Annotated in this window: 11 protein-coding genes; 8 read left to right on the top strand and 3 right to left on the bottom strand. The window is 62.2% G+C overall.

All coding sequences use genetic code 11. The annotated features are described in order from the left end of the window. The first annotated feature begins 149 nt into the window (after window positions 1–149). From AT302_RS17355 to AT302_RS17330, 6 genes are all read left to right on the top strand, one after another. The gene (locus tag AT302_RS17355) at window positions 150–2,318 is read left to right on the top strand and encodes a hypothetical protein (RefSeq protein WP_058379500.1); all 2,169 of its coding nucleotides are present in this window, start codon (window positions 150–152) and stop codon (window positions 2,316–2,318) included. A gap of 582 nt (window positions 2,319–2,900) precedes the next feature. After that, window positions 2,901–3,677, top strand: a complete 777-nt coding sequence (locus AT302_RS17350; protein ID WP_058379499.1) for a hypothetical protein — start codon at window positions 2,901–2,903, stop codon at window positions 3,675–3,677. Window positions 3,678–4,058: 381 nt separating this feature from the next. Beyond that, the gene (locus AT302_RS17345) at window positions 4,059–4,781 is read left to right on the top strand and encodes a gluconate 2-dehydrogenase subunit 3 family protein (protein ID WP_058379498.1); all 723 of its coding nucleotides are present in this window, start codon (window positions 4,059–4,061) and stop codon (window positions 4,779–4,781) included. A 3-nt stretch (window positions 4,782–4,784) separates the two neighbouring features. Continuing rightward, window positions 4,785–6,560 (top strand): GMC family oxidoreductase, encoded by a 1,776-nt coding sequence (locus AT302_RS17340; RefSeq protein WP_058379497.1) that lies wholly within the window; start codon window positions 4,785–4,787, stop codon window positions 6,558–6,560. A gap of 11 nt (window positions 6,561–6,571) precedes the next feature. Beyond that, entirely contained in the window at window positions 6,572–7,960 is a 1,389-nt protein-coding gene (locus tag AT302_RS17335; RefSeq protein WP_237171948.1) for a c-type cytochrome, read from the top strand. A 190-nt stretch (window positions 7,961–8,150) separates the two neighbouring features. Then, window positions 8,151–8,618, top strand: coding sequence for a hypothetical protein (locus AT302_RS17330; RefSeq protein WP_064675235.1), 468 nt, complete (start codon window positions 8,151–8,153; stop codon window positions 8,616–8,618). 70 nt (window positions 8,619–8,688) lie between these two features. Here AT302_RS17330 and AT302_RS17325 read toward each other — a convergent pair whose 3' ends face one another. From AT302_RS17325 to AT302_RS17315, 3 genes are all read right to left on the bottom strand, one after another. Then, window positions 8,689–9,606, bottom strand: a complete 918-nt coding sequence (locus AT302_RS17325; protein ID WP_084656297.1) for an alpha/beta fold hydrolase — start codon at window positions 9,604–9,606, stop codon at window positions 8,689–8,691. Window positions 9,607–9,731: 125 nt separating this feature from the next. Then, window positions 9,732–11,048, bottom strand: a complete 1,317-nt coding sequence (locus AT302_RS17320) for an MFS transporter (protein WP_058379495.1) — start codon at window positions 11,046–11,048, stop codon at window positions 9,732–9,734. An 87-nt stretch (window positions 11,049–11,135) separates the two neighbouring features. Beyond that, window positions 11,136–12,050, bottom strand: a complete 915-nt coding sequence (locus AT302_RS17315) for a LysR substrate-binding domain-containing protein (RefSeq protein ID WP_058379494.1) — start codon at window positions 12,048–12,050, stop codon at window positions 11,136–11,138. A 351-nt stretch (window positions 12,051–12,401) separates the two neighbouring features. Between AT302_RS17315 and AT302_RS17310 the strand changes: the two genes are divergently transcribed. Further along, the gene (locus AT302_RS17310) at window positions 12,402–13,001 is read left to right on the top strand and encodes a LysE family translocator (protein WP_058379493.1); all 600 of its coding nucleotides are present in this window, start codon (window positions 12,402–12,404) and stop codon (window positions 12,999–13,001) included. A 440-nt stretch (window positions 13,002–13,441) separates the two neighbouring features. Next, window positions 13,442–13,900 carry a hypothetical protein gene (locus tag AT302_RS17300; protein WP_157125819.1) on the top strand — a complete coding sequence of 153 codons (459 nt, stop codon included), beginning with the start codon at window positions 13,442–13,444 and terminating at the stop codon, window positions 13,898–13,900. Window positions 13,901–13,917 lie beyond the last annotated feature (17 nt).

The raw sequence follows: 13,917 nt of genomic DNA, 5'->3' as shown, positions 1-13,917 counted from the left end.
TTCCTGCGCCGCCATCTTCGTACTGCAAAACCCCGGGTTCAATCGAAATACAAAAGTCCGCGTTCGTGGACGATATCCCGCACTAGAGAAGACATTTAGTCTGCCGTGCCATGAAGACCCTTCGGTCGGATGACAAGGAGACTGATTTCATGAGTGAACATGCATCGGGTGTCGGGGTACCGCGCGGATCGACACCTGTTCTCATCAGGCACGTGACGAGACCGTTCGATGATGCCGGCTCATTGGCCGGCTCATTGGTCGGCGATATTGCGGCGGTGGTGCAAGCGTCGCCAAAGCCTGCGGGCAAAGCGTGGGTCAAATATCCCGAGCGCACGTATCGAACTCCGGACGGCGACGTCTGCGTGTCTTTTGGCGAGTGGGCCCGGCAACGTGAGGGGCAGGAGAAGGCGGCGCTGGGTATCAAATCAGAAGCATCGTTGCCGGACTCGATACGCAACACTCTCGGCACGTGGCGCGAAAACTTTGTGACGTACGAGCGCGCCGTGATGATGTTCGAGTTTTCTCGTTACCGAACCTTGTTGCGTGCTGGCAAGGACGAACCCGTGCACGCGACGCATTTGCGCGCATTCGGCGTGGACCACCATATCAAACAACTGGGCGCAATCAGTTCGCTGGGCGATGCCGTCAAGGCGGCCGAAGCCCTTGTGAAGGAGGCCGATGATGCGTCAGATGCGTCTGATGCGGCCGAGTGGACAGAAACCCGGCAGCATTTGCAGGATCTGCGCGACAAGGCGCTCGACATCACAGAAATCTCATTACGTAGCCGACTGGCCTTGCTGGATCGCGAGCTCGCCGAGGTCAAAGTGCTCAACGAATTGACCACCGTTGCACAACGAGAGCGCCTGAACGGCGGCGCGGGCGTGCCGTTGCGGTTGGCACGGCGCGGTGACCGGTATGTACTCAAGCCTGTTGCCACGCGCTCAATATTCGGGAGCAAGCAAAGACGTGCCCGCATCGAGGCCGCGAGCATCTCGTTATTACTTGGCTTACCGGCTTCGAAGGCGGTCACGCTGGATGTGCTGCGCGATCGTGGTTTCGGCTGTCAGGAAAACACGTTCCTGCTTGCCGACGCGCCAATCTACGAAGGCGACGGCGATGGCCGGCAATGGGTGCTGGGCCGCGCGCGCGATCTGATGTACTGGAAGGACGAAGCGACGAAACTCCTAGAGGTCGTGGACGATGTGCGTGAGCGGAGATGCGCGGTCGATGTCCCTTGTCTGGTGCTGGACGACGCGAAGATCGACTGCACGCCGGCCGTGACCTTCGAGGCATGGCCGGAGGCGCAACAGGAGACGCGAAGGAAACTTGCCGAAGGTCTGCACGTTCGGCGATGGAGCACAGACGGGAATGACGTGCCCCGTACGGAGCAAGGACGCATGACGCCGTCGCACAACGTCTCCGCGCAGGTCCACCGGGCAGGCGACCGTGGCGACGCTGGCAGTGAATCGGTCGGCGATTCGGCGACTGAGGCAGAAGTCGATGGGGATATCGACGTGGATATCGCGTCGGATGTTGAAGCCAATATCGAAGCCGATATCGAAGTGGATGTCGAAGTGGATGTCGAAGTGGATGTCGACGTGGATATTGACGCGAACCTCGCCGCGTCGCAGCCCACTGACATCGAAGTGCCGCCACCGCTCCCCAAACGGCCGCCGCCGCCTCGCAACGATCGTTTCGACCATCTGGTGACGCCGCCTCTTTCGACAGCGCAACGTGAGAAGCATGAATGGATTTCGGGGCTGTGCTGGCCGCTTGCCGTGTTCTGGGACACCGAAGGCTCGCGGGACAAGGTCCTCGAGCATGCCCGAGCGCGGTTTGATCTGCCTTCGGGCCGGCCGCATGCCATTGCCGACCGGTGCTGCCGTATCGCCGCGAATCTGATATCGGCCAAGACCGATTCATTCGCGACGAGGAGCGAGGCGCGCCGCGCCGACTTCGAGCGCTTGCTCGACGTGGTCGGGGCGGGCTATTCGCTGAGCGATAAGGTGATCCATACGATGATGAGCCGCCTGGACCTCTTGATGGAATGGACGGACGGCTTCGAGGCCGGACCGGTTCAGAAGCGCGTTCGGGACATGGCGACGGAGATGGTGTGGGGCGACTTCAGTGTGGCGTTGTTCGAGGAATTGGATCGATGCCTAACGCCTGATGATCTGTCCGGCTGCCTGCTGAAAGCCGCCGAGCGTATCGATCCTGTCGATATTTCCTACCAGTCGTTGGTCGTGCCAGCAGCAAAGCCCGGCGCGCGCGACGCATTGACGGATCGACAGCGCCTGCCGGGCGAAACGGGGGCCTGATCGCAGTGCGCCATAGGCAATGGCCCCTTGCGGGGCGTCCGCGCAAATGACGCCCCGTTTTCCAAAATCACTCCCCGAGTATCGACATAGCCTTGCGCGAGGTGGTAAGCCCGTCGGCTTGCCCGCTTGGAGCTGTTCGATATGAGTAACGGCATGAGAGGCATACCGGGGACCGGCGTGCCGGCGAGTGTGGCGGCAGGCAGTGTGCAGCCACATGGTGGACATCATGGCGCGGCGTTCGGCGCCGCATTCACGGAGAGTTTCCGTGCGGCCAATTCGATGCCGAGCGCCGGTTCGATAGCAACGTCGTCACATAGGCAGGCCAATCACGCGGGCGGCGGGGTGGCGGTCCAGCCGAGAAGGCTAGGCGTGGACGTTGCGCTTGCCGATATGTCTACGCTAACCACTCGGTGTCTGCGATTTGCCGACGAGATTTTGTCGAACAACGGCAATAAATCCCGGGCATCACCTTGTTCCGTCTCTTGGGCGATTGCTGTGAGACAGCATGCGACCGATAGCGCGCCTTGGGTCAGGCTGCCGCTGACAGGGGCTTTAACGTCGTCTGACCGATCCAGAAAGACAATGGTCAACCCCGCGTCGATCGGTGTCGACGGGCTCGACCGGCAGGTGGAGGAAATCTGCCGCTTCTTCTCCGATATCCGTGGGACGCCGCGAGGTACGGGCATCGAGCCCCATCGCAAGTCCGCTTTGCGTCTTGCCGGGGAGATGTCCAGATACACCCGCCAGGCATTGGTCGACGCGGCTCAGGAGATCGCCGCGCAGATCGCCGCACTCAGGGGCGTGCAGGCGTCGTTTCAGCGTCGGCCTGCGGCATGTGGCGACACGACGCCACTGCGCATCGTCAGGGAGGGGGCGGACTATTTTCTGAAACCCGCAGCAAGCCACTCATTACTTTCCATCAAGCAGAAAGCGGCTCGCACGCAGGCGCAACATCTAGCCGTGTTGGTCGGACTGACTGCGGACACGCCCGTGACGTTCCGGCGCTTGAGCGAGCTGGGTTTTGGCGAGACCGATGTCGAACCGGGTTCGACTTCGCCAGCCGGCGGCGCAGGTAAAACCTGCTTTCCCGATGCCCGGCTTTCGATACTCAGGGAACGGCGGGGCCAGATCGACGTGCTTATCCGGACGCTCGACAATGTCACTTCAAAGCGCCCGTCATCAATACAACGCAGCGTGATGCCGAATGTGGTGCTGACCGGCTACACGCCGAAACACGATATCCGGCGTGCCGAGTTTCATGATGACTTTGCTGGCGCGCTGGCCAACCCGGCGGCTTCCGTCCGGCGGGGCAACGCCCTTGGCATCAATCTCACCCTGCGGGCGTGGGACCGTTCCTGAGCGACGGCTGCCCGGGGGATGTCACTGGCGAAAGCCGGTGAGTTCACCGGCCTGCGCAACACAAAAGATCGCGCGCCTTCACTGGCGCGCGTTTTCATTTTCACGACACGGTGTCGCGCCGATACGCCGCATGTTTTGCGATCCAAAACAGATCGCGCGTGCGTAATAGTAAATATTTTAATTATTTGCAAGCCTTTCCAATCAATATGTTGCGCGTTTTGCGCAATAGTCTCTTGCTTTGCCATGTACGTAGCTTGTGGGTAGAATGACCCGCGTCATATGCGCTACGCGAGGTGAATAGCCTGTCAGGTTTTCCTCACGCATGGCGAGCTATCGCTTGACTGTCATGCGTGATTCGTCCCCACAAAAACGGAGAATTCCATGTCACAGGACAAGGAACCGCGCCGGCGCTTTTTGCGTCAGGTGCTGGCGATCGTGCCTGCCACGACGCTTGTCACCGGTGCGACGCTCACACAGTCCGCCTGTAGCAGCGATAAGCCTGCTACGCCCGCCGCTTCGAACACCCCCTACGAACCCAAGTACTTCACCGCCGACGAGTGGCGCTTTGTCAGCGCTGCGGTCGACCGTCTGATTCCCGCCGACGAACTCGGTCCGGGCGCCTTGCAAGCCGATGTCCCCCGGTTCATCGACGGCCAGATGGAAACGCCGTTCGGCCACGGCAAGCTCTGGTACATGCAGGGACCGTTCCATACCGATCAGCCGCCCGAGTTGGGCTATCAACTGAGCCTGGCGCCGCGCGACATCTATCGCCACGGTATTGCGGCGTGCGACGCGTACTGCAAGAAGCAGTACAACAAGGCGTTTGCCGATCTGGACCACGCCACGCAAGAGACGGTGCTCGGTGACATGGAGCACGCGAAGGTCGAATTCGACAGCGTGCCCGCGCGCACCTTCTTCTCTTACCTGCTGGCCAACACCAAGGAAGGCTTTCTGGCCGACCCGATTCACGGCGGCAACAAGGATATGGTGGGCTGGAAGCTCGTGGGCTTTCCTGGGGCGCGTGCCGACTTCATGGACTGGGCCGACCAACCGAACGTCAAGTACCCGTACGGGCCTGTGTCGATTTCCGGAAAGCGGGGTTAAGTCATGGCGATCAAGAAAGATAAGGTCGACGCCGTCATTGTGGGCTTCGGCTGGACCGGGGCGATTCTCGGTCAGGAGCTTACCGACGCCGGTCTGAACGTCGTCGCGCTGGAGCGTGGCGCGATGCGCGACACGCCCACCGACGCGCAGTACCCCAAGGTCATCGATGAACTCGAATACTCGGTGCGCGGCAAGCTCTTTCAGGAGCTGGCGCGCGAGACCGTAACGATTCGCCACGCGCCGGACGATCTGGCCGTGCCGTATCGCCAGAACGGCTCGTTTTTGCTGGGCAACGGCGTGGGCGGTGCAGGCTTTCACTGGAACGGCATGCACTATCGCGTGCTGCCCGAAGAGCTGAAGCTGCGCAGTCACTACGAAGAGCGCTACGGCAAGAAGTTCATCCCCGAGGGCATGACGATTCAGGACTTCGGCGTGAGCTACGAAGAACTGGAGCCGCATTTCGACTTCGCCGAGAAGGTGTTCGGCACGTCGGGCAAGGCGGGCAATCTGAACGGCAAGATCGTACCGGGCGGCAACCCGCGCGAAGGGGCACGTTCGAGCGAGTTTCCGACGCCGCCGCTGCAAAACACCTACGGCGCCACGCTCTTTGAAAAGGCGGCGAAAGAGGTCGGCTTCAATCCGTATCCGGCGCCGGCGGCGAATACGTCGGAGCCTTACACCAATCCGTATGGGGTGCGTCTCGGCCCGTGCAACTTCTGCGGGTTCTGCGAGAACTACGGTTGCTACATGTATTCGAAGGCCTCGCCGCAGACGACCATTCTGCCGGTGCTGCTCAAGAAGCCGAATTTCGAATTGCGCACGCATTCGTACGTCACCAAGGTCAATCTCGATAGCGACGGCAAGAAGGCCACAGGCGTGACGTACATCGACGCGCAAGGCCGTGAGGTCGAGCAACCGGCCGACATCGTGATCATGGCCGCGTACCAGATGCACAACGTGCGACTGCTGTTGCTCTCGGGTATCGGCAAGCCGTACGACCCGAAGACGGGGGAGGGCGTGGTCGGCAAGAACTACGCGTACCAGATGAATGGCGCCGTCAACGTGCTGCTGCCCAAGGGCACGCAGTTGAACCCGTTTGTCGGCACGGGCGCGGGCGGGGTGTCGATGGACGACCTGAACGGCGACCAGTTCGATCACGGGCCACTCGGTTTCCTCGGTGGCGCAAGCATTCGTCATATCCGCTACGGCGGGCGTCCGATCAAGATGACGCCGACCGTGCCGGGTACGCCGTCTTGGGGCAGCAAGTGGAAGGCCGGTATCGCCGACGCGTATCAGCGCTACATGACCATCGGTATCTCGGGCTCGGTCATGTCGTATCAGGACGCCTTCCTCGATCTCGATCCGACGTACAAGGACGCCTACGGTATTCCGCTGCTGCGCATGACGTTCGACTGGCATGACAACGAATACAACATGCTCGGCTACATGGGCGACCGCATGGAAGAGGTCGGCCGTGCCATGAACCCGGAGAAGGTGTTCCGCGCCATTCGCAAGAAGGGCAGTCATTACGACACGCGCGTTTATCAGAGCACGCACACGACCGGCGGCGCCATCATGGGCACGAACCCGTCGAACAGTGTGGTCAACCGGTATCTGCAAAGCTGGGACGTGTCGAACGTATTCGTGATGGGGGCGTCGGCCTTCCCGCAGAACATGGGCTACAACCCGACAGGCGTGGTGGCGGCGCTGGCGTACTGGTCTGCGAAGGCGATTCGCGAACAGTACCTCAAGAACGCCGGCCCGCTGGTGCAGGCCTGAGGAGAGCGACCATGATCCGAAAATCAATGCTCAAGCGCTCCGCTCTGGTTCTGGCCGCTGGTTCGCTGACCTTTGGCGCACTCGTGGCGCTCGACGCGTGGGCGCAAGAGGCTGCGGCACCTGCTGTAACACCAGTTCCGACGCCGGGCCCGGTTGCCGTGGTGGTGCAGACACCGGCTGCCAATGACCCGCAGGCGCAACTCATCAAGCAAGGCGAGTATCTCGCGCGCGTGGGCGATTGTGCGGCGTGTCACACGGCACCCAAGGGCAAGCCGTTTGCGGGCGGGCTGCCGATTGCGTCGCCGATCGGCACGATCTATTCGACCAACATCACGCCGGACAAGGACACCGGTATCGGTAACTACAGTCTCGAAGACTTCGACAAGGCCGTGCGTCACGGCATTGCGAAGAACGGCTCGACGCTGTATCCGGCCATGCCGTACACGTCGTACGCGAAGGTGCGTCCGGCGGACGTGAAGGCGCTCTATGCGTATTTCATGTCGGGCGTGCAGCCGGTGGCGCAGGCGAACAAGGCGACCGATATTCCGTGGCCGATGTCGATGCGCTGGCCGTTGTCGTTCTGGCGCAAGATGTTTGCCCCAGCCGTGGTGGCGGATGCTGCGTCGACCGATAACGACCCGATCTCGCGCGGTCGCTATCTCGTCGAAGGGCTGGGCCATTGCAGCGCGTGTCACACCCCGCGTGGCGTCGCGTTGCAGGAGAAGGCCCTGACCGATGACAGCACCGCCTTCCTCTCGGGGGGAGTGGTCGATAACTTCCTCGCGAAGAACTTGCGGGGCGACGTGACCGACGGTCTGGGCAACTGGAGCGAAGGCGATATCACGGCGTTCCTCAAGGGCGGGCGCAACGACCATTCCGCAGCGTTCGGTGGCATGACCGATGTGGTGCAGCACAGTGCGCAGTACATGAGCGACGACGACCTGACGGCGATTGCGAAGTACCTGAAGACGTTGAAACCCGTCGACCCGAACGCCAAGGCGCTCGCGTATGACGAGACAGCGGCCAAGGCGCTGCGTGCCGGGTCTGACAAGAGCAACGGGGCGTTGACGTTCATCGACAACTGCGCGGCCTGCCACCGCAGCACGGGTAAGGGCTACACGCAGACCTTCCCGACGCTGGCCCTCAGTTCGACGGTGAATTCGGCCGATCCGACATCGCTCATTCACATCGTGCTGCGCGGTGCTGAAATGCCGTGGACGAAGTCGGCGCCGACGCACTACGCGATGCCGGGCTTCGACGATCGTCTGACCGATCAGGACGTGGCCGATGTGCTGACGTTCGTGCGCACGAGCTGGGGCAACACGGCACCCGCCGTGACGGCCGCACAGGTCGCGAAGGTGCGCAAGGACGTAGGCGCGGCACCGCAGCCTGCACGGTGATGGTTTGACGGCGTGACGGTGTGATGGCGTGTGCCCTCGCGGGCGCGCGCCATGTGCCTGTGGTGAAATGGATCCCTGCCGGGCGGCGCTGCCGGCAGGGCTTTTTTATCGCGCTGCGCGGGACCGGGCTGGTCCGCGCTGGTCCGGGTAAGGTGGCGCGAATCGATAGCGTGGAATGCAGGAGGTTGTTGTGCCGTTCATTTTGTTGGGACTGGTGGTGCTGGCGGGGATTGTCTACGGGGCGGTGCGGCTTTATGGCGAGGTCGCCATGCGCTTTGGCACGCCGGCGGCAGTTGTGACGATTGTCGTTTGCGTGCTGATCGTCGTCTGGCTCGTGGTCGATGCGGTGCGTCGATATCGGGCGGTGCACGGTGTGCGGCGCAATGGCGAGCGTGTCGTGAGCATCGAGGGCGAGTGGGGCGCGCTTCGCCTCGACGCCGATCGCAAGATGGGGACGATTCGCGTGGGCGAGAGTGCGTCGCGGTTTGTGTTTTCCGACGTGACGTCTGCGCATCCGGTGACCGGCAACGGCCGCTGGTCCCTCGTGCTCGAACTCGCGCATAACGCGCAGGCGCAGTGGACAGTCCCCATGGCTAACCGCGCGCTCGCGCAACGCTGGACGAAGATTTTTCGGCTGGCGAATTCGCATCGGTTATAAGCCTCGTCCATGGGCGTCGTCGCTAAATGTTGTCGTCGCGCGGCGTCGCTCGGACATGCGGTCCCGATGATCAGCGATTGGCGAACTCGCGGATATCGCGGGTCATGCGCGCGGCCTGATTGAAGTACATGCCGTGCGTGCCACCTTCGTAGACCTTGAGGACGGCGCCCGCAATCGCCTGTGCCGTCGGGCGGCCGGTGACCTCCAGCGGCGCACTCGCGTCGCAATCCCCATGCAGTACCAGCGCCGGAATATCGAGCGCGGCCATCTCGGGCCGGAAGTCGGTCGATGTCTGCACGCGATTGAGGGCGGCAGCCGCATCCAGCGAGGTGCGCAGCATCAGGTCTGATGTCCAGCGAATCACAGTGTCCGACGTTCCCGGCGCGAAATAGGGCGCGGCGCGGCGTTCGATCCAGTCGGGAAACGAGGTGAGCATTTCGTCGAGGGATTCGTAGAAGCACTGTGCGTCCACGCCTGTGGGGTTGTCGGCAGTCTTCACGAGATAAGGCGTGGCTGCCGGTGACACGAAGACGATGCGCGATACGCGCCGCATGCCGTGACGCGTGAGATAGCGCACGATTTCGCCGCCCCCGAACGAGTGGCCGACGAGTGTGACATCGGTCAGATCGAGGGCATTCAATAGGGCATGCAGGTCGTCGGCGAGGGTGTCGTAGTCGTAGCCGCGCCCGGTGTCGGCCGAGCGTCCGTGTGCACGGCGGTCGTACGCGACGCAGCGAAAGCCGTCACCGGCGAGGGCCGTCATTTGATAGGCCCAAATGTCGCTGGCTAGCGTCCAGCCCGAGAGAAACACCACGGGCTTGCCGTGTCCCCAGTCGCGATAGAAGAGTGCGGTGCCGTCGCTGCCGGCGAGGTAGCCAGAGGCGGTGATCGGCGGCGTGTTGTTGGGGCTCGTGATACAGGCGTCGTGGTCGGCAGCGAGGTCGCGGGCAGTGAGCGTATTAGAGGGCAGCGGCAGGCGAGTCAACATGATCAGGCTCCACAAGGCCGGGGAATCCGGCAGAAGGTGAAGCCATTGTCTCGGGCGGAGTGCACACGGTCGATTACCTCGGAGGTAATGACCGTGTGTTTTTATGCCGTCATCCCGTTATCCCGTTACGCTGTCGCGGGCACCGGTTGGCGCATGGGCGGCACGACGCTGGCGTCGTCAATCGGGAAGTGCAGCGCAGCGGCGACGGCCCCGAGGATCGCGGTGGCGGCCCAGATGAGGTTGTACGAACCGGTGACGTCGAGCACATAGCCACCCAGCCACGCGCCCAGGAACGAGCCGACCTGATGGCTCATAAAGCACACGCCAAAGAGGGTGCCCAAGTGCCGCGCGCCGAATACTTTGGCGACCAGACCGCTTGTCAGTGGCACCGTGCCGAGCCACGTCAACCCCATGACGGCCGCGAAAATCACCACACTCGTATCGGATTTCGGCAGCAGGAAGAACAACGCGATGGCGCCGCCCCGGATCAGGTACAGCCAACCGAGGACGTGGTGTTGACGATAGCGTCCGCCCAGCCAGCCGCAGGCCCAGCTTCCGGCCATGTTGAACAGGCCGATGAGTGCAAGTGCCGTGGCGCCGAGACCGACCGGCATGTGGCACATGAGCAGATAACCGGGCAAATGGGTCGCGATGAAGGCGAGCTGGAAACCGCAGGTGAAGAAGCCGAGCGTGAGCAACTGGAAGCCGCGATGGGTGCGCGCCTGGTGGAGGACGTCGCGTAAGGAGACGTGCTCGCCGTCGTTATGTTGTGCGGTCGTTGTCGTCGCTGTCGTTGCCGTAGCTGATGAAGAGGCGCTTGACGCCGTCGCGTCGGCCTTTGCACCCTTTGCCTTGCGCCGGTGCAGCGTCATGAAGAGGCCGAGCGGTGCAGCGCAGCACAGGATCAACGCGAGGACGAACAGTGATGTCGATACGCCGTACGCCTGACGCAGTCCCTGTGCGACAGGCACGAGGGCGACCTGCCCGAGTGAGCCGCCCGCACTCACGAGGCCCATCGCCATTGAGCGCTTTTCGGGGGCCACGGCGCGGCTCACCGCCGGCAGGACGACGCCGAATGTCGTGCAACTGATGCCCAGCCCGACCAGCACGCCCAGCCCGATGACGAGCCAGACGCCCGAGGGCGCGAGAGCTGCCATCGCGAGTCCACCCGCAAAGGCGAAGGCACCGAAGGCGACTACCGGTGCCGGACCATGTCGATCGGCCATCGCACCCGCGAACGGCTGCGCGAAACCCCACACGAGGTTATGCAGCGCAATGGCGAAGGCGACCAAGGTGACGGGCACGCCACGATCGTAGGAAAACGGATTGATGAATAGCCCGAATGTCTGCCGGGTGCCCATGGCGGCGCTCAGCACGAGCGCGCCGGCCAGAATGATGAGCGTGACGCGGCCTTGCAGTGAGGGTGATGCGGGTTGTGTCATGGTGGTGAATCCTCCTCACCGAAGTTTCGCAATGGAAGCTCCGTATGGCAAAGGAGTAATGCAATATCACGAGTGAATTTAATTCACTTAGTGTGGGTTTTCAGGCAAATGGGAAGCATGGGCCGCTTCTTCGATGACCCAGTCGCGGAAGGCGGTGCAAGCCGGATGGGGTTCGATATCGTCTGCGCAGATCAGCCAGTAGGCGCCTTGTGACGTGGTGGTGATGTGGTGCGCCGGCATCAGCGAGCCGTTCGCCAGATATTCGTCGACCAGCGGCCGGCGGCCGATCACCACACCGAGCCCGATGATGGCCGCGTCGAAGGCCATTTGAATGCTGTCGAAGCTCAGACCCCCGCGCGCGTCGAAGTCTTCCACACCTGCCCCTTCGATCCAGCCTTGCCAGTCTTCGCTGGCACTGCTCACGTGAATGCGTGTGATGGCTTGCAGGTCGATCTTGCCGTGCGCATCCGCGTGGGCGGCGTGATAGGCCGGACTGCATACGGGGACAAACTGTTCGCCGAAGAGTCGGTGCCACGTGTCGCTGGCCACTGGGGCGCGCGACAACCGTATTGCGAAGTCGAAACCGTCGGTCGGAAAACCGACTTGCCGGCGTGAGGTGTCTAGTGTCACGTCGACGTCGGGCATGCGCTGGGTAAAGCGTGACAGGCGCGGTAGCAGCCAGCGCGAGGCAAGCGTGGGCGCGCAGGTGAGGGCGATGGCACGTGTCGAGTCCCGGGTCGGCAGGCGACGCGTGCCGGTCATGAGCAGCGAGAACGCCTCGGTCACGTAGGCGAGATAGTCGACACCTTCGGGCGTGAGCGAGAGCCCTTGCGGCGAGCGCGTGAAGAGGGCGATGCCGAGTGTTTGCTCCAGCCCGACGATGCCATGGCTGACAGCGCTGGGTGTGAGGTGGAGTTCGGCGGCTGCGCGCTTGAAGCTTTGATGCCGTCCGGCAGCTTCGAACAAACGCAGCGCGGAGAGCGGGGGCAGGCGAGGCGGCATGGTGGGGCGTCTTTCATCGGTCGGCGCACAACGGAGACTTCGCGCGCTTTGGATGGACTTTCAATGGGCTTCGGATGGCGTCGATTTTCGCATGACACTGCGGGGTCTGTGTGAGTGGGCGATTTAGTTGGTTGAGCCGATTCACGGTGGCGCGGGAAGGGCAGTGCGGTGTGGGTGTCGGCCGAACTGTCATGGTTGGCTGCCAATACAGGCCCGTCCGATTTTGGCGAACTGTACCGGGATTCGCGCGGACGCACTGCCTATGCTATCTCACCGTAATCCTCGGGCTGGTTTGCTGGCCCGATGCGCTCCGTCGGGTGTTGACGGGGCAGCAATAAAACGTATTCGATCATGACGACTGAACAACTGCTGGCCTTCTGCGCTTTCGCTGTCATCACGCTGGTGACACCCGGACCCAACAACATGATGGTGCTCGCGTCGGGCCTGAATTACGGCTTTCTGCGCACGCTGCCGCATCTGGCGGGTATCGCTTGCGGTTTTGCCTTGATGGTGTTTCTCACCGGCACTGGCCTGCATTCGGTCTTCATCAAATTCCCCATCATCCACACGGTATTGAAGTTTGTCGGCGCGGCGTATCTGCTGTGGCTGGCGTGGCATCTTGCGCGCTCGGGACCGATGGACGACGCGGGGCGCGAGCGGGCGCGGCCGATGGGATTTCTCGGCGCCGCAGCCTTCCAGTGGGTCAACCCGAAAGCGTGGGTGATGGCAGTGGGGGCGATTAGCACGTATTTGCCGAACGGTTCGAATCTGCTGGATGTGTTGATGTTGGCGGCAATCTATGGGGTTCTGGGTGCCCCTTGCATCGGTCTTTGGGCAGGGTTTGGCACGGCCATGCGCCGCGTGCTGACAGACGCCCGTTCGGTCCGCATCTTCAACGGTGTGGCGGCGGCGCTGCTCGTTGTCTCGCTGTACCCGATTCTCGTGGATTGATGCGGGGCAGGACGTCGCGGCCGTTTTCGTTGCGGGAATTTCGACGCGGCGGCGCCGGGGCGGAGGCGTTGACGGGGAGGTTAGGTGCGAGCTACGCACCTGCAACGCTGTGGCTTTCTGCGATAGGGTAACGGAATGCCGTCAGTAAGCGGGTGGGCGAATGTGCTGCAAAGGCCTTTGTTTCGCGACTGACGGGTTGATTTCACCGTACCTGAATGTTGAGGCGAGCGAAGGCCGGACCGGCCCGAGCCGAAATTATGTTGGGAACACTCCGTAAACTCTCCGTTGCTCCTTTCCGCATGTCGCTACGCGACGAATCGTGCGCGGGCACTGCACCGAGGGGCAAAGCACCCATGACCTTAGCGAAACGCGTTACACGCATCGAGGCAGTGCTACCGACGTTATGCACGAAGACCGATCTTCAACGAGAGACTGGCGTCTTGCGCGTCGAACTGCATGAGCAGGTGGGCGCACTGCGCAGTGAGATGCACGTTGAATTCAAGGCGGTTCGAAATGAACTGCACGTTGAGATCAAAGCGGTGCGCACGGAGATGCATGCCGAATTCAAGGCGGTTCGAACGGAGATGCATACCGGTTTTCAATCGCTGCGCACGGAGATACAGGCTGAATTCAAGGTCGTTCACGCGGAATTCAAAGCGGTGCGTACCGAGATGCATACCGGTCTTCAATCACTGCGCTCCGAGATGCACACTGAGTTCAAAGCGGTCCGTTCGGAGATGCACACCGAGTTCAAAGCGGTCCGTTCAGAGATGCACGCCGGATTCACGGCGATGAGTCAGATGATGATGTCGCAAACGCGTTGGATCATTGGCACGCTGCTGACGGTCTGTCCGGCGTTGGTGGCCGCGACGTTGTTTGTTGTGCGCTATCAGGGATAGCGGTGCAGAAATGAAAA

This window comes from Pandoraea norimbergensis (assembly GCF_001465545.3).
Lineage (GTDB): Bacteria > Pseudomonadota > Gammaproteobacteria > Burkholderiales > Burkholderiaceae > Pandoraea > Pandoraea norimbergensis.
The sequence above is the reverse complement of the archived record's forward strand: the minus strand, read 5'-3'. Positions and strand labels throughout refer to the sequence as shown.

Coding starts and splice junctions, on each gene's coding strand:
- AT302_RS17340 (WP_058379497.1), top strand. CDS start 4,785: ATGGCGATCAAGAAAGATAAGGTCGACGCCGTCATTGTGGGCTTCGGC.
- AT302_RS17315 (WP_058379494.1), bottom strand. CDS start 12,050: ATGCCGCCTCGCCTGCCCCCGCTCTCCGCGCTGCGTTTGTTCGAAGCT.
- AT302_RS17320 (WP_058379495.1), bottom strand. CDS start 11,048: ATGACACAACCCGCATCACCCTCACTGCAAGGCCGCGTCACGCTCATC.
- AT302_RS17335 (WP_237171948.1), top strand. CDS start 6,572: ATGATCCGAAAATCAATGCTCAAGCGCTCCGCTCTGGTTCTGGCCGCT.
- AT302_RS17325 (WP_084656297.1), bottom strand. CDS start 9,606: ATGTTGACTCGCCTGCCGCTGCCCTCTAATACGCTCACTGCCCGCGAC.
- AT302_RS17350 (WP_058379499.1), top strand. CDS start 2,901: ATGGTCAACCCCGCGTCGATCGGTGTCGACGGGCTCGACCGGCAGGTG.
- AT302_RS17345 (WP_058379498.1), top strand. CDS start 4,059: ATGTCACAGGACAAGGAACCGCGCCGGCGCTTTTTGCGTCAGGTGCTG.
- AT302_RS17355 (WP_058379500.1), top strand. CDS start 150: ATGAGTGAACATGCATCGGGTGTCGGGGTACCGCGCGGATCGACACCT.
- AT302_RS17310 (WP_058379493.1), top strand. CDS start 12,402: ATGACGACTGAACAACTGCTGGCCTTCTGCGCTTTCGCTGTCATCACG.